Annotated in this window: 14 protein-coding genes; 3 read left to right on the top strand and 11 right to left on the bottom strand. The window is 70.4% G+C overall.

The window, feature by feature from the left end:
- Positions 1-580: 580 nt before the first annotated feature.
- Positions 581-3,250, top strand: a complete 2,670-nt coding sequence (locus tag SRB17_RS32415; protein ID WP_153543733.1) for a SpoIIE family protein phosphatase — start codon at positions 581-583, stop codon at positions 3,248-3,250.
- A 179-nt stretch (positions 3,251-3,429) separates the two neighbouring features.
- Here the strand turns inward: SRB17_RS32415 and acnA are convergent, their stop codons facing one another.
- Positions 3,430-6,147, bottom strand: a complete 2,718-nt coding sequence (gene acnA / locus SRB17_RS32410) for an aconitate hydratase AcnA (RefSeq protein ID WP_323376555.1) — start codon at positions 6,145-6,147, stop codon at positions 3,430-3,432.
- 380 nt (positions 6,148-6,527) lie between these two features.
- Here acnA and SRB17_RS32405 point away from each other — a divergent pair, with 380 nt between their 5' ends.
- Positions 6,528-8,057, top strand: coding sequence for a helix-turn-helix domain-containing protein (locus SRB17_RS32405; protein WP_153543731.1), 1,530 nt, complete (start codon positions 6,528-6,530; stop codon positions 8,055-8,057).
- A gap of 90 nt (positions 8,058-8,147) precedes the next feature.
- On the opposite strand, the gene SRB17_RS32400 is transcribed toward SRB17_RS32405, so the two are convergent.
- The 10 genes from SRB17_RS32400 to SRB17_RS32355 form a co-directional block, all read right to left on the bottom strand.
- Entirely contained in the window at positions 8,148-8,879 is a 732-nt protein-coding gene (locus tag SRB17_RS32400) for a DUF4097 family beta strand repeat-containing protein (protein WP_153543730.1), read from the bottom strand.
- A 220-nt stretch (positions 8,880-9,099) separates the two neighbouring features.
- Positions 9,100-10,284: an MFS transporter gene (locus tag SRB17_RS32395; protein WP_267133466.1), complete on the bottom strand. Its 1,185-nt coding sequence runs from the start codon at positions 10,282-10,284 to the stop codon at positions 9,100-9,102.
- Complete coding sequence (locus SRB17_RS32390) at positions 10,284-10,787, bottom strand: GNAT family N-acetyltransferase (protein WP_153543728.1); 504 nt, start codon at positions 10,785-10,787, stop codon at positions 10,284-10,286. Before SRB17_RS32390 ends, SRB17_RS32395 begins: the two co-directional genes overlap by 1 nt.
- Before the next feature lies 1 nt (position 10,788).
- Complete coding sequence (locus SRB17_RS32385) at positions 10,789-12,030, bottom strand: type III PLP-dependent enzyme (RefSeq protein WP_153543727.1); 1,242 nt, start codon at positions 12,028-12,030, stop codon at positions 10,789-10,791.
- On the bottom strand, positions 12,027-13,316 hold the full coding sequence (locus SRB17_RS32380) for a DUF6271 family protein (protein WP_323376554.1): 1,290 nt from the start codon (positions 13,314-13,316) through the stop codon (positions 12,027-12,029). Before SRB17_RS32380 ends, SRB17_RS32385 begins: the two co-directional genes overlap by 4 nt.
- Positions 13,313-14,356: a phytanoyl-CoA dioxygenase family protein gene (locus SRB17_RS32375; RefSeq protein WP_153543725.1), complete on the bottom strand. Its 1,044-nt coding sequence runs from the start codon at positions 14,354-14,356 to the stop codon at positions 13,313-13,315. Before SRB17_RS32375 ends, SRB17_RS32380 begins: the two co-directional genes overlap by 4 nt.
- A gap of 99 nt (positions 14,357-14,455) precedes the next feature.
- The gene (locus SRB17_RS32370) at positions 14,456-15,943 is read right to left on the bottom strand and encodes a glycoside hydrolase family 3 protein (protein WP_153543724.1); all 1,488 of its coding nucleotides are present in this window, start codon (positions 15,941-15,943) and stop codon (positions 14,456-14,458) included.
- A gap of 8 nt (positions 15,944-15,951) precedes the next feature.
- A complete protein-coding gene (locus SRB17_RS32365; RefSeq protein ID WP_323376553.1) occupies positions 15,952-16,782 on the bottom strand; it encodes a carbohydrate ABC transporter permease in 831 nt (276 codons plus the stop codon).
- Positions 16,779-17,777 (bottom strand): carbohydrate ABC transporter permease, encoded by a 999-nt coding sequence (locus tag SRB17_RS32360; protein ID WP_153543723.1) that lies wholly within the window; start codon positions 17,775-17,777, stop codon positions 16,779-16,781. Before SRB17_RS32360 ends, SRB17_RS32365 begins: the two co-directional genes overlap by 4 nt.
- Before the next feature lie 84 nt (positions 17,778-17,861).
- The gene (locus tag SRB17_RS32355; protein ID WP_323376552.1) at positions 17,862-19,142 is read right to left on the bottom strand and encodes an extracellular solute-binding protein; all 1,281 of its coding nucleotides are present in this window, start codon (positions 19,140-19,142) and stop codon (positions 17,862-17,864) included.
- Positions 19,143-19,466: 324 nt separating this feature from the next.
- Here SRB17_RS32355 and SRB17_RS32350 point away from each other — a divergent pair, with 324 nt between their 5' ends.
- Positions 19,467-20,246 (top strand): GntR family transcriptional regulator, encoded by a 780-nt coding sequence (locus tag SRB17_RS32350; RefSeq protein ID WP_153543722.1) that lies wholly within the window; start codon positions 19,467-19,469, stop codon positions 20,244-20,246.
- The last annotated feature ends 18 nt before the right edge of the window (positions 20,247-20,264 follow it).

The raw sequence follows: 20,264 nt of genomic DNA, 5'->3' as shown, positions 1-20,264 counted from the left end.
GGCGGGCCCGTGCGGGTCCGCCCCTTTGGTCTTTGTCATGCGGTTGCCATGCGGTCGGTCAGCCGGTGGCCGGCGTGCACACGTGCAGGTCGCCGTTCCGCGGCAGCGGCCGTCGGGCCGGGCGCGCACCACAGGTCCCACCAGCCGCAGGGAAGGCAACGGGCCTCAGCGCTACCACGGAAGACCACGTCCCCCCAGCAGGCGCACGCCGGGATCACCCGGTCGGGCTACCCAAGTGGGTTGACATCGTTGTCGTTTCGCACGGTAGAGTCATGTACAGACCATAAGACAACGTTGTCGCTCACAAATGTGGCCCACCTCACACCCCCCTCTCCCAAGCCAGCACCACCCGGACGGGATTCCCACCCCCCTCACCCGCCCGGCTCGCGGACCCGGTGCCCATGAACACCGGGTCCGCCCAGAGCGGTTCGCGGCGGCGGGCGCCGGATTCTCCATGCGTTCTCCGGCCCCGCCCGCACACGTGCGACCAGCGACGATCGGCGCCGATCGGCCCGAAACGCGCGTCCGGCTCGTGGCCCGGCCATAGCCACCGGGTGAAGCCCGGTGCTACAAAGGCCGCATGTCGGACATTGCTGACCGACTCAGGCGTCACTCCTGGCGGTCTGTGATCGGCAAAAGCCCGCGGAGCGTGGCCGGGCAGGTCTTCATCCTGCAGGTGGCGCTGGTCGCGGCGCTCGTGCTCTGTGCCGTCCTCGCCCTCGTCCTGCAGTCGCAGCGGGACACCGGCACCGAGGCCAGGCGACGGTCCATCGCGGTCGCCCAGACCTTCGCGCACTCCCCCGGCGTCCTGCAGGCGCTGCGCACGCCCCACCCGTCCAAGATCCTCCAGCCGCTCACCGAGGCGGGGCGCAAGTCCGCCGGCGTCGACTTCATCGTCGTCATGGACACTCACGGCATCCGGTACACCCACCCGATCCCCAGCAAGATCGGAAAGCGGTTCGTGGGCCGGATCGGCCCGTCGCTGGCCGGAAAGGTCTACACGGAGAGCGTGCACGGTCCGCTGGGCCATGAGGAGCAGGCGACCGTGCCGATCGACGACACCCACGGCAAGGTGGTCGCGCTCGTCTCCGCCGGGCTGAAGGTCAAGAACGTCACCAACGAGGTGAAACGGCAGCTGCCGATCATCCTGACCGCCGGGGCCGCCGCGCTCGTGGTGTCGACCGGGGGCACGGCACTGGTGGGCAGGCGGCTGCGGAGGCAGACCCACAGCCTGGCCCCGGACGAGATGACCCGCATGTACGAGCACCACGACACGGTGCTGCACTCGGTGCGCGAAGGAGTGCTCATCGTCGGCGCCGACGGGCGGCTGCTGCTGATCAACGACGAGGCCAGGCGGCTGCTGGAGCTGCCCGCCGAGGCGGAGGGGCAGCCGGTCTCCGCCCTTCCGGGCCTCGACCCCGACTTCGTGGACCTGCTCCTGTCCGGACGCGAGGCCACCGACGAGGTGCTGTTCGCCGGGGAGCGGCTGCTGGCGGTCAACCAGCGGCCCACGGAACGGCCCGGATGCCCCACGGGCACCGTGGTGACCCTCCGCGACACCACTGAACTGCAGGCACTGTCCGGACGGGCGGAGGTCGCCAGGGAGCGGCTCAAGCTGCTGTACGACGCCGGTCTGAGCGTCGGCACCACGCTCGACGTGGCACGCACGGGGGACGAGCTGGCGCGGGTCGCCGTGCCGCGCTTCGCCGACTTCGTCACCGTGGACCTGGCCGACGCCGTGCTGCACGGCCAGGAGCCGGCCGCCACCGCCAGGGACATGCGGCGCATCGCCGTCCACGGCGTCAAGGACGACCATCCCCTCTACGAGAGGGACCGGCTGATCGACTTCCTGCCGTCCACGCCGCAGGCACGGGGGTACGGCACCGGCCGTTCGGAACTGGTGGCCGACCTGGCCGCCGTACAGGACTGGCAGGCACAGGATCCGCAGCGCGCCAGGGAGATCCTCGACTACGGCATCCAGTCGCTCATCGTCGCCCCGATCCGGGCCCGCGGTGTGGTGCTGGGCATGGCGACCTTCTGGCGTGGCAAGCGGGACGCCTTCGACGAGGAGGACCTCTCGCTGGCGGAGGAGCTGGTGGCCCGCGCCGCGGTGAGCATCGACAACGCCCGCCGGTACGCCCGTGAGCACGCGCTGGCGGTCACCCTGCAGCGCAGCCTGCTGCCGCGGGCGCTGCCCGAGCAGAGCGCCCTCGAGGTCGCGTACCGCTATCTGCCCGCGCAGTCGGGGGTGAGCGGGGACTGGTTCGACGTGATCCCGCTACCGGGGAGCCGGGTGGCGCTCGTCGTCGGTGACGTGGTCGGGCACGGCCTGCACGCGGCCGCCACCATGGGCCGGCTGCGCACCGCGGTGCACAACTTCTCCACTCTCGACCTGCCGCCCGACGAGCTGCTGGGCCATCTGGACGACCTGGTCGGCCGCATCGACCAGGACGAGGCCTGCGCGGATACGTCCGGGGAGGTGGCCGGTGCCACCTGTCTGTACGCGATCTACGACCCGGTGACGCGCCGCTGCACCATGGCGCGGGCGGGGCACCTGGCGCCCGCACTGGTCCATCCCGACGGCAGCGTCACCTTCGCCGACGTGCCCGCCGGGCCGCCGCTCGGCATCGGGGGCCTGCCGTTCCAGACGGCGGAGTTCCAGCTGGCCGAGGGCACCGAGCTCGTGCTGTACACCGACGGTCTCATCGAGGACCGGGCCCGCGACCTGGACGTGGGCATGGAGCTGCTGCGGCAGGCGCTGGCGGGCCATCCCGGCCGGGCACCGGACGCGAGCTGCCAGGCGGTGCTGGACGAGCTGCTGCCCGGGCGGCCCACGGACGACGTCGCGCTGCTCATCGCGCGCACCCGGGGGCTGGCGCCCGACCAGGTCGCCGAGTGGGACGTGCCCGCCGATCCGGCGGCGGTGTCGGACATGCGCCTGGCCGTGTCCGGGACCCTGGACGAGTGGGGCCTTGCCGAGCTGGGCTTCGCCACGGAACTCGTGCTGAGCGAGTTGATCACCAACGCCATCCGCTACGGCGGCGATCCGATCCGGGTGCGGCTGATCCGTGACCTCTCGCTGGTCTGCGAGGTGGCCGACGGCAGCAACACCTCGCCGCACCTGCGGTACGCCGCGACCACCGACGAGGGCGGCCGGGGCCTGTTCCTGGTGTCGCAGATGACCGAGCGCTGGGGCGTTCGGTACAGCCCTCAGGGCAAGGTGATCTGGGCGGAGCAGGCACTGCCCTAGGGCACGGCCGGCCCGGCCCCGAAGGGGCGCGGGGAACCGCGCGACCCGCCACGAACGACCCGCACCCGCCGTCGCCGCGGAACCTCCCGCGTTCTCGTGCGCCCGGTCACGGGGAGGGACGGCGAAGGGCCGCACCCCCGGTGCCGGGGATGCGGCCCTGAACCGCTGTGGCCTGCCGCTTACTTGCGGATCAGGTTGCGCAGCACGTACTGCATGATGCCGCCGTTGCGGTAGTAGTCGGCCTCACCGGGGGTGTCGATGCGGACGACCGCGTCGAACTCGACGCCCGTGTCGGTGGTGACCTTCACCGTGCGCGGGGTGCGGCCCTCGTTCAGCTCGGTGACGCCGGAGACGGAGAAGGTCTCCTCGCCGGTCAGGCCGAGGGACTCGGCGGTGGCGCCCTCCGGGAACTGCAGCGGCAGGACGCCCATGCCGATGAGGTTCGAGCGGTGGATGCGCTCGTACGACTCGGCGACGACGGCCTTGACGCCGAGCAGCGCGGTCCCCTTGGCGGCCCAGTCGCGGGACGAGCCGGAGCCGTACTCCTTGCCGGCCAGGACGACCAGCGGCACACCGGCCGCCTGGTAGTTCTGCGAGGCGTCGTAGATGAAGGAGACCGGGCCGCCCTCCTGCGTGAAGTCACGCGTGTAGCCGCCCTCGGTGCCCGGCGCGATCTGGTTGCGCAGGCGGATGTTGGCGAACGTACCGCGGATCATGACCTCGTGGTTGCCGCGGCGCGAGCCGTAGCTGTTGAAGTCGCGGCGCTCGACGCCGTGCTCCGTGAGGTACTGGCCGGCCGGGGTGTCGGCCTTGATGGCACCGGCCGGGGAGATGTGGTCGGTGGTGACCGAGTCGCCCAGCTTGGCGAGCACGCGGGCGCCGGCGATGTCCTCGACCGGGGCCGGCTCCATGCCCATGCCCTCGAAGTACGGGGGCTTGCGGACGTAGGTGGACTCGGCGTCCCACTCGAAGGTGTTGCCGGTCGGGACCGGGAGGGACTGCCACTGGGCGTCGCCGGCGAAGACGTCCGCGTAGGACTTCTCGAACATGTCCTCGCCGATGGCGTGGGCGACGACCTCGTTGACCTCGGCCTCGGTCGGCCAGATGTCCTTCAGGTGGACCGGGTTGCCGTCCTGGTCGGTGCCCAGGGCGTCACGGGTGATGTCCACCTTCATGGAGCCCGCGATGGCGTACGCGACGACCAGCGGCGGGGACGCCAGGTAGTTCATCTTGACGTCGGGGTTGATACGGCCCTCGAAGTTGCGGTTGCCGGAGAGGACCGAGGTGACGGCGAGGTCGTGGTCGTTGACGGCCTTGGAGACCTCCTCCGGCAGCGGGCCGGAGTTGCCGATGCAGGTGGTGCAGCCGTAGCCGACGAGGTTGAAGCCCAGCTTGTCCAGGTACGGGGTGAGGCCGGCCTTCTCGAAGTAGTCGGTGACGACCTTCGAGCCCGGGGCGAGGGTGGACTTGACCCACGGCTTGCGGGTGAGGCCCTTCTCGACCGCCTTCTTGGCGACCAGGGCGGCGCCGATCATGACGTACGGGTTGGAGGTGTTGGTGCAGGAGGTGATGGCCGCGACCGTCACCGCACCGTGGTCCAGCTCGTAGGTCGTGCCGTCGGGGGCGGTGACCGGAACCGGGTTGGTCGGGAAGCCGTTGGGGTGGACGGCCGGGGCGTCGGAGGCCGGGAAGGACTCCTTGCCCGCCTCGTCGGCCTCGTCCACGTAGTTGCGGACGTCCAGCTTGAACTGCTCGGCGGCGTTCGCGAGGACGATGCGGTCCTGCGGGCGCTTCGGGCCGGCGATGGACGGGACGACCGTGGACAGGTCCAGCTCGAGCTTCTCGGAGAAGTCCGGCTCGGCCTTCGGGTCCAGCCAGAGGCCCTGCTGCTTGGCGTAGGCCTCGACCAGCGCGACCTGCTGGTCCGAACGGCCGGTCAGGCGCAGGTAGTTCAGGGTCTCGTCGTCGATCGGGAAGATCGCGGCGGTGGAGCCGAACTCCGGGGACATGTTGCCGATGGTGGCGCGGTTGGCGAGGCTCGTCGCCGCCACGCCCTCGCCGTAGAACTCCACGAACTTGCCGACCACACCGTGCTTGCGCAGCATCTCGGTGATGGTGAGTACGAGGTCCGTGGCGGTGGTGCCCGGCTGCAGCTCACCGGTGAGCTTGAAGCCGACGACGCGCGGGATGAGCATGGAGACCGGCTGGCCGAGCATGGCGGCCTCGGCCTCGATGCCGCCGACGCCCCAGCCGAGGACGCCGAGGCCGTTGACCATGGTGGTGTGCGAGTCGGTGCCGACCAGGGTGTCCGGGTAGGCCTTGCCGTCGCGGACCATGACGACACGGGCCAGGTGCTCGATGTTCACCTGGTGGACGATGCCGGTGCCCGGGGGGACGACCTTGAACTCGTCGAAGGCGGTCTGGCCCCAGCGCAGGAACTGGTAGCGCTCCTTGTTGCGGCCGTACTCCAGCTCGACGTTCTGCTTGAAGGCGTCGTTGGTGCCGAACTTGTCGGCGATGACGGAGTGGTCGATGACCAGCTCGGCCGGCGCCAGCGGGTTGATCTTGGCGGGGTCGCCGCCGAGCTCCTTCACGGCCTCACGCATGGTGGCGAGGTCCACGACACAGGGCACGCCGGTGAAGTCCTGCATGATCACGCGGGCCGGCGTGAACTGGATCTCCTGGCTGGGCTGGGCCTGGGAGTCCCAGGTGCCGAGGGCGCGGATGTGGTCGGCGGTGATGTTCGCGCCGTCCTCCGTGCGGAGCAGGTTCTCCAGCAGGACCTTGAGGCTGTACGGCAGGCGGGCCGAGCCCTCCACCTTGTCCAGCCGGAAGATCTCGTACGACTCGTCGCCCACCTGCAGCGTGCTGCGGGCGTCGAAGCTGTTCGCCGACACGACAGTCTCCTTCATTGATGTGCGCGTACCACCGTCAATCCTGCCGCCACGCCGGTCTGACCGATCCGCTAAGGTAAGGCTAAGTTAGGCAACCCTTACTGGGTGGCGGCTGCGGTGCGCCTGGCAGATATCTCGATGTCGAGATAACTCTAGTACATGGGCGCGGGATGGTCATGCCCGGCCAGGCCGGGCCGTGTCGTTTTCCGTCGGCCGCACGGGAATGACGGACAGTGCGCACGGGAAGCCGAATAACAGGGCATTGATGGACTAATCGCCCACATGTGCGACATCCCCGGTATACCCGCAGGCCACTGACGTGTCGTCACCCGAATGGACCCCCCAGCGCGGTGCCATCTCATATCTGAGATAACCTCAACCCCATGGCAGACGACTACCTCGTACGCATCGGCAAGCTCATCCGTGACGCCCGCCAGCACCGGGGCTGGACACAGACACAGCTCGCGGAGGCGCTCGGCACCAGTCAGAGCGCGGTCAACCGCATCGAGCGCGGGAACCAGAACATCAGCCTTGAGATGATTGCCCGCATCGGTGAGGCCCTGGACAGCGAGATCGTGTCACTCGGGTACGCGGGCCCGATGCATCTGCGCGTGGTCGGCGGTCGCCGTCTGTCCGGCGCCATCGACGTCAAGACGAGCAAGAACGCCGGTGTGGCCCTGCTGTGCGCCTCGCTGCTCAACAAGGGGCGCACGGTGCTGCGCCGGGTGGCCCGTATCGAGGAGGTGTACCGCCTGCTGGAGGTCCTCAACTCCATCGGCGTGCGCACCCGCTGGATCAACGACGGCGTCGACCTGGAGCTGGTGCCGCCGGCCGAGCTGGAGATGGCGGCGATCGACGCGGAGGCCGCCGTGCGCACCCGCTCGATCATCATGTTCTTCGGCCCGCTGCTGCACCGCATGGACCACTTCAAGCTGCCGTACGCCGGCGGCTGCGACCTCGGCACCCGCACCATCGAACCGCACATGATCGCGCTGCGCCGGTTCGGCCTGGACATCGCGGCCACCGAGGGCCAGTACCACGCACAGGTCGACCGCACTGTCCGCCCCGACCGTCCGATCGTGCTGACCGAGCGCGGCGACACCGTGACCGAGAACGCGCTGCTGGCCGCCGCCCGGCACGACGGCGTGACGGTCATCCGCAACGCCTCCTCCAACTACATGGTCCAGGACCTGTGTTTCTTCCTGGAGGCCCTCGGCGTCAAGGTCGAGGGCGTCGGCACCACCACGCTGACCGTGCACGGCGTGCCGAACATCGACGTCGACGTGGACTACTCCCCCTCCGAGGACCCGGTCGAGGCGATGAGCCTGCTGGCCGCCGCGGTCGTCACGGAGTCGGAACTGACGGTCCGCCGCGTCCCCATCGAGTTCCTGGAGATCGAGCTGGCGGTCCTGGAGGAGATGGGCCTCGACCACGACCGGTCGCCCGAGTACTTCGCGGACAACGGCCGCACCCGGCTGGTCGACCTGACGGTCCGTCCCTCCAAGCTCGAAGCCCCCATCGACAAGATCCACCCCATGCCCTTCCCGGGCCTGAACATCGACAACGTCCCGTTCTTCGCGGCCATCGCGGCCGTCGCGCAGGGCAAGACCCTCATCCACGACTGGGTCTACGACAACCGCGCCATCTACCTCACCGACCTCAACCGCCTCGGCGGCCGCCTCCAGCTCCTCGACCCGCACCGGGTCCTGGTCGAGGGCCCCACCCGCTGGCGCGCCGCCGAGATGATGTGCCCGCCGGCCCTGCGCCCCGCCGTGGTCGTCCTGCTGGCGATGATGGCGGCCGAGGGCACGTCGGTGCTGCGCAACGTCTATGTCATCAACCGGGGTTACGAGGATCTGGCCGAGCGCCTGAACTCGATCGGGGCGCAGATCGAGATCTTCCGGGACATCTGACGAGCTCTTCCGCGGCCTCGGAGGGCGGGTGCCGCCCGCCGGCAGTCCTCGTAAGGGGGGTGCCGGCGGGCGATCGGCGGCGGGCCCGGTTCAGGAGGTCTTCGCGGTGATGTCGCCGTTGCTGGTCTTCAGACCCAGTTCGTACCTGCCGGACGGGTCGTCGGGCACGTCGATGTTCTTGTCGCCGTTGTGGGTGTCGGCGCTCACCCGGTAGCCGGCCCTCGGCATGGTCAGGGTGATGTCGCCGTTGGACGTCCGGGCGCGCACGTCGGCAGGGGCGTCCGGGGTCAGGCTGATCCCGCCGTTGGAGGTCTGGGCCTGGATCCGGGCGGCCTTGATGCCCTTGCCGGTGATGTCGCCGTTGCTGGTCCGCGCCTCGACCGTGCCGGTCACCCCGCTCATCTCGACGTCGCCGGAATGCGTCGTCACCTTGACCGAACCGACCTTGGCCAGATGGACGGATCCGCTGGAGGTCTCCCCGCTGACCGGGATTCCGGCGGGCACGTCGACGGTGTAGTCGACCGAGCAGCGGCTGCCGCAGCGGCCCAGGACCAGCACGCCGTTCTCGATGCGGTGGGTGGGTCCGGCGGGCTTGTCGCCCCGGTACTCGATCTTGCGGTGCAGGGACAGGGCGCGGCCGGCCGGGACGCCGTTGATCGTGGCGCCGCCGGACCCGATGTCCAGCCGGACGGCGGTGATCTTCCCGGAGAGGGTGGCGTCGTCCTCGTAGGTCTTCGCCTTCACCAGCGAGCAGGAGGAGAGTCCGCCGACGGCGATGCCGGACGCCGCAAGGATCGCGAGGCAGCGGAGTGACTGACGCATGGGTGTTCCCTCGGTTCTGGAAAGTCGCCTGAACAGGCAGCGAGAAAGCGCTGGTCCCGGGCCTTCGCGGCCCGACGCGCTGCGACGCTACCGCGCCAGCGACGAGGCGGCCATGGGGCCAGCCCCCGGTTCGGCCACCGGCTGTCCGTACCACCGTGCGCCCGACCAGGGGCCCGTGCGGAGCCGTCAGCCGGATGTCAGCGCGGTGTCGATGAACATCTCATGCAGGCACCTCTGCCGAGGGGTCGAGGGCCGCCGGGGCGCGGCCGGACCAGGGGATCCGGAACGCCGTCAGCGTGACGATCAGGGCCGACGCGGCGACCGTGGCCATGCCGAGGGTGAGGCTCGTGGTGCTCGCGACGAAGCCGATCAGGGCCGGGCCCGCCAGCAGGCCCGTGGTGCCCATCGCGGCGACCAGGGCCAGGGCGTCGGAGCCGTGGCCGGCGGCGGCGACGTAGACGCACGGGGTGACGGCGGCCGCGCCGAGGCCGACGCAGGCGAAGCCGAGGAGGGCCGGGACCAGCCCGCCGGTGAGCAGGGCGAGGGCCAGGCCGGCGGCGGCCAGCGCGCTGCCGGCCCGGACCACCCGGCCGTCGCCGAAGCGGGTGCGCCAGCGGTCGGCGCGCACCCGGGCCAGCAGCATCATCGCGGAGACGACCGCGATGCCCAGCGGCGCCACCGACGCCGAGGCCTTGACGACGTCCTTCAGGTAGAGCGTCGACCAGTCGTTCATCGCGCCCTCGGTGATCGTGCCGAAGGCCATGGCGCACCCCATCAGCAGGGTCGGCCAGGAGGGCAGGGCCGCCCGGTGGTTCCGCTTCGGCTCGCCCGGCGTCCCCGGTTCGGTGTGGGTGAGCAGCCCGGTACGGGCGCCGGTGAGCAGGAGCAGCAACAGGACTCCGGCCACGGCGAAGTGCGCCGGCACCGACGCGGTCAGTGTGGTCACACCCGAGGTCAGCAGGGCGGCGGCGAGCAGACCGGCGCTGAACGTGGCGTGCAGCTGGGACATGGCGGTGCGGCCGTACGCCTTCTCCAGCGCGGCGCCCTGGGCGTTCATGGCAACGTTGAGGCAGCCCACCGCGACTCCGTCGGTACAGACGGCCAGCAGGGCGAGCGGGTAGTTCGGTACGGCGGACAGGGCCGCGAGTACCGCGACGAGGCACCCCGCCGAGGCCAGGGACAGCCACCGGGAGCCGAGGCGGCGCATCAGGTGGGCGACGAGCGGGAAGGAGGCCGCCGCGCCGGCCCCGCAGGCCATCAGCAACAGGCCCACCTCCCCCGCGCCCAGGTCCAGCCGGGTCTTGAGCGCGGGAAGGCGGGAGACCCAGCTGCCGTACTGGAAGCCGAGGAAGCAGAACAGCGCCGCGATCGACCACTTGGCGCGCCGGAACGAGGGTGTGGGCATCAGCCGGCCTTTCGTACGGCGGTGACCTGCGCCGACATGTACACCGCGCCGCTGCCGTAGCCGGCCGGGACCCGTGCCTCGTGGTGGGCGCGGTAGCCGTTGACACGCCAGAAGGGTTCCTTGCCGGCGACCGCGATCAGGGACATGGTCCGGAATCCGCGGGTGCGGGCGACGTCCGTCAGGTGGCGGACCAGCCGGGTGCCGAGCCCTCTGCGCCGCAGGGGCGCGGTGACGACGAGGTCGTGCAGATGCAGGTTGGTGGAGCGGTGGCGGGCCGACTCGGGCCCGGTCAGCTCGGGGCAGCGGAATCTCGGGTAGGGCAGGGCCAGGACATAGCCGGCGATCCGGCCGTCGAGGTCCAGGACGAAGCTGGTGCCCGCCGCGGCCCGGGAGCGCAGCGCGCTCTCGCCCTCCGTGAGCGCGGTGTCCGCGTACGCCGCCGCCTCCAGGGCGGCGACCCGGGGCCAGTCGGCCTCGGTGATGCCCCGGACGAGGTCTCTCATGTCAGTGGTGTCCTTCCTGGCCGCGTACGCAGACGCAGGGCAGCGGGCGGATGCCGTTGAAGCCCTGCGTCATGTAGCTGGTGGCGTAGGCGCCGGCGGAGAGGATCCAGACCGGGTCGCCGGAGGTGACGGACGCCGGCACGCGCACCGGGTACCGGCCCGCGCCGTAGGCGTCGTCGCTGTCGCAGGTCGGACCGGCGACGATCGCGGAGACGTGTTCCTCGGTCTCGGGGTGGCCCGGGAAGACCATCCGGTGCGTCAACTGGTCCATCTCGTAGAGGCCGTTGAACTTGCCGCAGCTCAGGTAGAGCCAGTGCGCGTCGGTGCCGTCCGGCTGCCTGCGGCGGGTCAGCCGGGAGACATGGGCGCGCACGGCGCCGTGGTCGGCGACCAGGTGCCGGCCGGGCTCCATGACGAAGTCGAGCGGGGCGGAGGTCAGGTCGCGCAGCCGGTCCATGCCCTCGCGGAGCACGGTGAAGATCTTGTCCAGGGGCGGGTCGAGGGGGTTGCCGTGGCGGTCCCGGTAGCCGAGCGCGGGCAGGCCGCCGCCGAGGTTGACGTGGTCGGGTACGACCCCCCGCCCGGCCAGCGCGGTCAGGGTCCCGGCGAGCGTGTCGATGGCCTGCTGCCAGGCCTCGCCGGTCATCTGCTGGGAGCCGACGTGCACCGACAGGCCGGCCGGGGTGAGCCCGGCCTCGCGGGCCGTCACCAGCACGCGCACGGCGTCGTCCGGAGCGCAGCCGAACTTGCGGTTCAGGCCCCACAGGGCGCCGTCACCTCCGGTGGTCAGGCGGCAGAACACGCGGGCGCGGGGCGCGTGCGTGGCGACGGCGGTGACGTCCTCGACGCTGTCGGTTGCGAAGGTACGGACACCCAGGCGGTGGGCCTCGGCGATGTCGTGGTCGGACTTGATGGTGTTGCCGTAGTGGATTCGGTCGGCGGGGGCGCCGGCGTGGAGGGCTTGGGTGATCTCGGTGGGGCCGGCGGCGTCGAAGCCGGCGCCACGGGCAGCCAGGCAGCGGAGGACTTCGCCCACGGGGCAGGCCTTGAGGGCGAAGCGGATGCTGATTCCGGGCAACTCGTCGAGCAGTGCATCGAATTGGTGCTCTATGCCGGTGAGGTCGTAGATGATGCGGTCGGTTTCGGATGCGGCGAGTTGGGGGGCAAGGGGTTCGCTGAGTGGTCCGGTGCGGGTTCGTCGTGGTTGATCGCGCAGTTCCCCGCGCCCCTTTGGGGCGCTCATGTGCGGGCCGCTTCCATGAGTGCCGGCCACACCTCGGTCAGGTACGCGTAGTCCTCGACGTCCGACTTGGCCTTGTCCAATAACTGGCCGCGCTCTACGGCCAGTTGCTCGGCGAACGTCGCGTAACGACCGCCCAGCTTGCGGTACGCCGTGTCCACCCGGTCCAGGCGCCAGACGTTCTCCCCCCGGTCCAGGCCCGTGCTCCCCCGCAGGAACTCCACGATCCGGTCGGGCCGTACCCGATGGCGGTCGTCCAGCAGACCGGCACCCTCTGCCGCCATGCGGTCGTAGACGTCGTGGAAGTAGAGCATCGACAGCAGGAACTTCACGAACCGCCGCTGGTAGGCGGGGAAACCGGTGTCGGTGCGGCGTTCGGGGGTGTGGAAGTTCTCGATGTGGCGGTTGTGCAGGATGCCGGGCAGGCCGGCGTCATGGACCAGGTGGAGGAGGAAGTAGTCGCTGCCGATGGTGTCCGTGGCGGGTGGGAGCGGGATGCGTTCGTAGATCGCGCGGTCGAAGGCGATGTTGCACATGTCGACGCGCATGGGGTCGACCACGGTGAGGGTCGCCCGGTCGCCGGTGAAGGGGGCCGTGCCCGCGCCGGTGAAGGACTCCTCGACCAGCTGCCGTTTGCGTTCCTCGGGCCAGTCGCCGGGCGCCCAGAGGCTGACGACGTCGTGGTACACGCCCTCGTCCATTCGCCGTATCTCCCCGATGTCGACGGAGAGTTCGCCGATGAAGGAGGCTCCGGCGAGCGACACCGGACGGCCCAGCAACGCCGGATCGAGGTCGGTGCGCAGGCCGCCGGCCGTGGCCTCGGCGGCGGGACCGCCCAGCCAGGGCAGCTCGTGGTGGACGGGGAACACCGGGTTCCCGGCGTGGAGTTGGTAGGTACTGTCGGAGTCCCTGCGGTGCAGTGAACGGCAGCCGAGGGCGGCGGCCAGCAGGAAGGCGCGGTTGGTGCAGGCGCCGTAGGAGACGGTCGGCGGGAGCATGAGATCCAGCACGCGGTCGGGCTCGGGCAGGGCGGCCCGCTCGATGGTCCGGCGCAGGAAGGCCCGCTGCCCGGACTCGTCCACGTGGTGGACGGTGACGCCGGGTACCGGGTGGAGTCCGGCGACGATCCGGGCGTGCTCCGCGCGGGTGCGGTCGTCGGAGGAGTCGAGGATCAGCAACTGGACGTCGGCGCCGAAGCGCTGGGCGGCGTGGGCGGCCTCGTCGTTGATCGCGGTGAGGGTGGCGGAGCAGGCCCGGTTGGTGGGCAGGCAGAGGCAGATCCGGTTCACTGTGCCTCTTCCGCGGCGGTAGCGGCCCAGGAGTCCAGTCCGAGCAGTTTTCTGCCGAGCGGGTTGAGCGTGGCGGGCCCGTAGCGGTCGGCCTCCGGCATGCGGGCGTCGCCCAGGAGGGTGGCGTTCCAGTCGGGAGTCGCGAGGGTGCGCCAGGACTCCACGCGGGAGTCGCGCAGGGCGGTGTGTTCCTCCAGGGCGGGCATCATCGACAGGTACTGGACGGCTCGGACACCGTTGTCAGAGAGGTTCGGTGCGACACCGTGCGCCAATAACCCGTTGAAGACGAGCAGGTCGCCGGCCTGGAGGTCGGGGCGGATCACCGGGAACTCGGCGCGGTCGGTACCGGGCCGGACCGGGTCGCGGCCGGGCGGCTGGGCCACGCGCCACTCCTCGAAGCGGCGGAACAGCTCGGGGGCGCACTGGAAGCCGCCGAGTTCGGGCCGGGTGTCGCCGAGGGCGACGATGCCCTGGACGCGCTGCGGGAGGACGGCGAGGGTGGTGTCGACGTCCCAGTGCAGCTCGATGTCGAAGCCCTCGTCGGTGGGCTCGATGAGGGAGCGGGAACGGGTGCGCCTGTTGGGCGGGTTGAGGTTGAGCCGGTCCAGGGTGACCCACAGCTCTTCGCAGTCCCATACGTCCACGAAGGCGTCGTAGACCCTTTGAGTCTGGCGGCTGTCCCAGATCAGCTGATGGTGATACGCCTCGACGAAGCCGTAGATGAACAGGTGCTGGTCGAGTTCGGAGCGGAACTCCGGTTCCCTGTACCAGGTTTCGGGGTCGTCGGGGTCGAGCCCGGTGAACTCCCAGGCGAGGTCGACAAGTTGTTTGGCCTCGCCGGGGGTGATGGCCTCGCGGACGACGACGTAGCCGTAGGTCTGCCAGAAGGCGAAGTCCTCTTCGGAGAGCACCCTGAGGGGCTGGGACTTCTCGAGGTGACGCAGCGGGGTCGGGGCGAGGTAGGTCTCGCCGTCGGCGCTGAAGTAGGGGCGGGCGGAGGCGGCTCGATGGAGGTGGGGGTGGGGGTGGGGCGTTTGCATGCGATTCCTCTGGAACACAAGGTGCGGTTGGGATCCGGGAAAAGAGCAAGACCGAGTGGGCCGCCCGCACGAGGAGCGGGCGGCCGACAGGCCCGTGGGTCAGCCCGCGACGACCGCCTCGGCCGCCGCCACACCACAGACCCGGGCGGCGCCGTACGTGGCGATGTGCACGGCGCCGCGCGGGGCGGCCTGCGGCAGGCCCATCTCCACGACGACGGTGTCGGGGCGGGCGGCGAGCAGGGTGTCGAGGGCGGATGCCATCCAGTCGTGCCGGTGTTCGTCGCGGATCACGGCGATGATCCGGCGGCCGTCGGCCGCGGCGAGGGCGGCCTCTCCGGCGCGCGCACCGGTGAAGGAGCCGGAGGCGGTGCCGGGCAGCAGCCGCTGCAGCTCGGCGGCCACGCCCCACGGGGTCTGGTCGCCGACGGCGATGTTGCGGGCCGGCTCGAACTGGGCGACGTACGCCGGTGCGGTGACCGGTGCGGCGGCGCCGGCGCGGGTCACGGTCAGCGCGCGGCGGGCCGCGACCAGGCCGATCTGCGGGTTCGGCTCGGTGTTCGCCGCGCCGCTGCGGGACCGGGCCGTCCATCGGGCCAGGTCCCGCACCCGGGCGGCGGCGTCCGCGAGCCGTTCCTCGGGCAGTTCGCCGGAGCGTACGGCGGCCACGAGCGCGTCCCTGAGCCCCAGCACGGTGCCCTCGTCGCACAGTCCGCCGCCGACGCAGATGGCGTCGGCGCCGGCCGCGATCGCGAGCACCACGCCGTGCTCCAGGCCGTAGGTGCCGGAGATCGCGCGCATCTCCATGCCGTCGGTGACGATCAGGCCCTGGTAGCCGAGTTCGCCGCGCAGCAGCTCGGTGAGGATGCGACGGGAGAGGGTGCCGGGGCGGTCGGGGTCCAGGGCCGGTACGAGGATGTGGGCGCTCATGACGGCCCGGGTGCCGGCGGCGATGGCCGCGCGGAACGGCGGCAGTTCGCGCTCGTACAGGGTGTCGGCGTCGACGTCGATGCGGGGTACGGCGTGGTGGGAGTCGACGTTGGTGTCGCCGTGGCCCGGGAAGTGCTTGGTGCAGGCGGCGACGCCGGTGGACTGCAGGCCCTCGACCCAGGCAGCGGTGTGCCGGGCGACCAGGTCGGTGCTCGCGCCGAAGGAGCGCACCCCGATGACGGGGTTGTCGGGGTTGGCGTTGACGTCGGCCGAGGGCGCCCAGTCGAAGTTGACGCCGCAGGCGGCCAGGCGCCGGCCCAGCTCGCGGGAGACGGCCCGGGTGAGGGCGGGGTCGTCGACGGCGCCGAGGGCGTGGTTGCCGGGGAAGGAGGAGCCGGTGCGCACATCGAGGCGGGTGACGTCGCCGCTCTCCTCGTCGATGGCGACCAGCAGATCGTCCCGTTCGGCGCGCAACTCGGCGGTGAGCGCGGTGACCTGGTCCTCGGTGACGACGTTGCGGCCGAACAGGGCGACGGAGGCGAGGCCCTCACCGAGGCGGCGGCGCACCCAGTCGGGCGCGGTGGTGCCGTCGAAGCCCGGCTGCAGCACCGCGAGGGCGTCCCGGGTGAGGGTGTCGGTGCCGGTGGCGAGTGTGGTCATCGGCGGGGTCATCCCTTCACGGCGCCGTCGGTCAGGCCGCTGACAGCCTTGCGTTGCAGGAAGATGAAGAGGATCAGGATGGGCAGCGAGAACAGCGACGAGGCGGCCATGGTGGCGCCCCAGTCGTCGCCGAAGGCGGTCTGGAACTGCGACAGCCACAGCGGCAGCGTCTGCTTCTCGACGTCCTTGTTGAGGATCAGGACGAGCGGGAACTCGTTCCAGGCGCTGATGAACCCGAACAGTGAGGTCGCCATCAGGCCGGGCGCGAGCAGCGGGAAGATGACCCGGACGAAGGCCTGTGTGCGGGTGCAGCCGTCGACCATGGCCGCCTCCTCCAGGTCCTTCGGCACGGCGGCCACATAGCCGCGCAGCGTCAGGATCGTCAGCGGAAGCACCATCATCGTGTAGAAGACGGTGAGCGGCACCAGGCTGTCCAGCATGTCGTTGTCCCGGACGATCATGTAGATGGCGATGATCATGACCTCCCAGGGGGCCATCTGCGCCAGCATGAACGTCACGATGAGCCCGCGCCGGCCCTTGAACCGCATGCGGGCGAGCGCGAAGGCCGCGACCAGGGCGATGACGAGCGCGAAGACGACCGAAAGGACCGTGACGGTGATGGAGTTGGCGACCAGGGTCCAGAAGTGGTCGGCGTCGATCGCCTTCTTGAAGTGGCCGAGGGTGACGTTCGTCGGGAACCACACCGGGTTCTCGGAGATGATATCGCCGGTCGGCTTGAAGGCCGTCGCGAACATCCAGTAGACGGGGAACACGAAGCCGACGAAGAGGACGACGGCGGTCGCGTTGGGCCAGATACGGCCGAAGAGCGAGCGCTTCACAGCTCGTCCTCCTCTTGCTTGAGCACCATGCGCAGGTAGTACGAGGTCATGACGAGCAACGCCAGGATGGTCAGGAAGGAGATCGCCGCGCCGACTCCGAAGTGCTGGTTGCCGACACCCTCGACGAAGGCGTAGATCGGCAGGGTCTCGGTGAGGCGGTCGGGGCCGCCCTGGTTGAGCGCGAAGAGCTGGGTGAACGACTTGAAGACCCAGATGACCTCGAGGAAGGTCGTGGCGTACAGGAAGGGCCGCAGGAAGGGCAGGGTCACCGAGGTGAAGCTCTGCCAGGCGCCGGCGCCGTCCAGGGACGCCGCCTCGTACAACTCCTTGGGGATCGTGGTGGTGGCCGCGTACAGGTTGATCGCCACGAACGGGATCGACTGCCACACGATCAGCAGGATGACCACGGCGAACGTGGAGAACTGGCTGCCCAGCCAGTTGTGGTCGGCCATGGAGTGCCAGCCGAGCTTGTCCAGGGCCCAGTTGACGACGCCGAAGCGCTGGGCGAACAGCCACTGGTAGACGGTGGTGGCGGCGACGGGGGGCATCGCCCAGGCCAGGACGAGGCCCACCATGAGCAGCAGCCGCATCCGCTTGCCGAGCCGGACCAGCAGCAGGCCCATCAGGGTGCCGATCCCCATGATCAGGACGACGTTGGCGGCGGTGAAGAAGACGGAGCGCTCGACGACGTGCCAGAACTCCGACTCGGACAGCACCTGGCGGTAGTTGTCGACACCGTTCCACTCGGTGAGGTGCTGGATGAGCTGCCGCGGGTTGAGGTTCTGGAACGACAGCAGGCCGTTCTTGACCAGGGGCCAGCCGAGCAGGACCACTGTGGCCAGCAGTGCGGGCAGCAGCAGCAGGTAGGGGGCGGCGGCACCGCGGCGGGACGGGGACCCGGAGTCACGGTCCGCACCCCGCGGCGGCCCCGGTATCCGGGCCTTGCGGACAGCGGGCTCCCCGGCCGTGTCCGTGCCTTGGGTCTGCACTGACATGAGTTGCCATCTCTTCCGTGGCCGAACCGGCCGTACGAACGACTGAGCCGGGGGCGCCTGCCGCGGCGCCCCCGGCGCGGGTCATCAGTTCTGCTGGGCCAGGCGCTTGTTGATCTCGCCCTCGACCTGCTTGGCGGCGTCCGCCGGGGACTTACCGGTCAGCACCGCGGTCATGTAGGACTTGATCGGGTTGGGGGTGTTCTCCACCGCGGCCCACTCCGGGATCAGCGGGGTGGTGCCGCCGACCGCGGCGCCGGGGGCCGCGGCCTCGGCGGCACCGTTGCCCTGGAGGTTGCTCTGCAGGGACGTCTTGTTCGGGATGACGCCGTTGAGCTTGGCCAGTTCGCCCTCGTACTGGTCGGACAGGGCGATCTTCAGGAACTCCTTGGCCAGGGACTGCTTCTTGCTGTTCTGGGCGACGGCGAGGTTGGAACCGCCGAGGAAGACGCCCTCGGGCTTGTCGGCCGTCGCGCCCGGGATGGTGAAGTAGCCGAGGTCCTTCTCGATGGCCTTGTTGGCCTGGATGGCGGTGCCGGCCTCCCAGCCCATGCCGATGAACGCGCCGGTCTTGCCCTTGGCGAAGATCGTGGCCTGCTGCGGCGTGGCCTCGTCCTTGTCCTTGGGGGCCTTGGAGTAGGAGGCGTACTTCTTGTAGATCTCCATGGCCGCGGTGACCTTCGGGTCGGCCAGGTTGGAGACGTACGTGGTGCCCTGCTTCTTCACCAGGTCGGCGCCCTGGCCGATGGTCAGGCCGTCGAAGAAGTACCAGTTCTGGCCCGGCAGGTAGAGCGGCTCGGCGTCCGTCTTCTTGCCGATGGTGTCCAGGTCCTTGAAGAACTCGTCGCGGGTCTTCGGGGTGGACTTGATGCCGGCCTTCGCCCAGATCGCCTTGTTGTAGATGACGACGCGGTTGGCGAAGTACCAGGGGGCGGCGTACTGCTTGCCGTCGTACACGGAGGACTGGGAGACGGACGGCGTCCAGTCGGCGCCGATCCCCTTCTTGAGGTCGGCGAGGTCGGCGAGGCCGCCGGTGGCCGCGTAGGCCGGGGTCTGGGTGTTGCCGACCTCCAGGACGTCCGGCGGGTTGTCCTCGGAGAGGGCGGTGGTGATCTTCTGCTGGATCCCGTCCCACTTCTGGATCTCGAACTTCAGCTTCGCGCCGGTCTTCTTCTCGAACGCGGCCTGGACGTCCTTGCTCCACTGCGGCGGCGCGGAGCCGTCCATGGTCCAGACGGTCAGCGTCTGGCCCTTCCAGCTGCTCGGTCCCGCGTCCTTGGAGCTGTCCTTGCCGTCGTTTCCGCCACACGCCGCAACGGAGACCATCATGCCCGCGATCACGATCGCGGCAGCGAGCTTGCGCTTCACGCCACCCTCCTCAGGGATGCCACTAACCCCCCACGCCCTCGGCGGTGACCTGCGTACGACGCTGTTGCACGTAGGGCTCGGGACCTGGCCACTAATGGTGTAGACCAGTACGGTGGAGCTTGGCCTAGACCTTTCGGGGTGTCAAGGGTGGTCCGCGAAGCCGATTCCGGCCGTTACGAGAACGTCACCGGAGTGCGTCCGTCCGCATCCGCCCGTTTCGCCCGGCCATCCGGTTGGACCGGACCTGAGCACGCGAGTTGGACTAGACCATAGGGCAGTTGGTCGCTATAACGGGAGACCGTCGACACAGCCGGGAAGGCAGGCATGACCACCGACGTCAGCAGCGCCCAGCCGTACGGAGGGGCGTCCGGCCGCACCGCGCGCGTGCCGAAGTACTACCGGATCAAGCAGCGGTTGCTCGCCATGGCCGAGGAGTTGCAGCCCGGCTCGGCGATGCCGGCCGAGCGGCTGCTCGCCGTCCGGTTCGACACCTCCCGGACCACCATCCGGCAGGCGCTCACCGAACTCGTCGGCGAGGGCCGCCTGGACCGGATCCAGGGCAAGGGCACCTTCGTCTCCCAGCCCAAGCTGTACCGCACGCTGCAGCTGACCTCGCACACCGAGGACATGCGCGCCCAGGGCCTGACGCCCGCCTCGCAGGTGCTGGACATCGGCGAGGTCCCGGCCGACCAGCGGCTGTCGGAGCTGCTCGGCATCGGCATCGGCGAGCGCGTGCTGCGCATCGAGCGGCTGCGGCTGGCCAGCGGCGACCCGATGGCGATCGAGACGACCCATCTGTCCGCGCGGCGCTTCCCCGGCCTGCGCCGCTCGCTGACGACCTACCCCTCGCTGTACACGGCGCTCGCCGAGGTGTACGGCGTCCATCTCGCGGAGGCCGACGAGACCATCGAGACCTCGCTGTCCACCCCGCGCGAGGCGCAACTGCTCGCCACCGACGTGGGGCTGCCGATGCTGCTGCTGTCCCGGCACTCCCGCGACGCGGAGGGCACCCCGGTGGAGTGGGTGCGCTCGGTGTACCGGGGTTCGCGGTACAAGTTCGTGGCCGCGTTGCGCCGTCCGGTGCCGGGGCCGGCGCAGGGGTGACCACGGTTCGGCCCCGGC

The sequence above is a fragment of the Streptomyces sp. RB17 genome, assembly GCF_009604455.1.
Taxonomy (GTDB): Bacteria; Actinomycetota; Actinomycetes; order Streptomycetales; family Streptomycetaceae; genus Streptomyces.
Note: the sequence above shows the minus strand (reverse complement) of the source record. Positions and strands in the feature narration are given on the sequence as shown.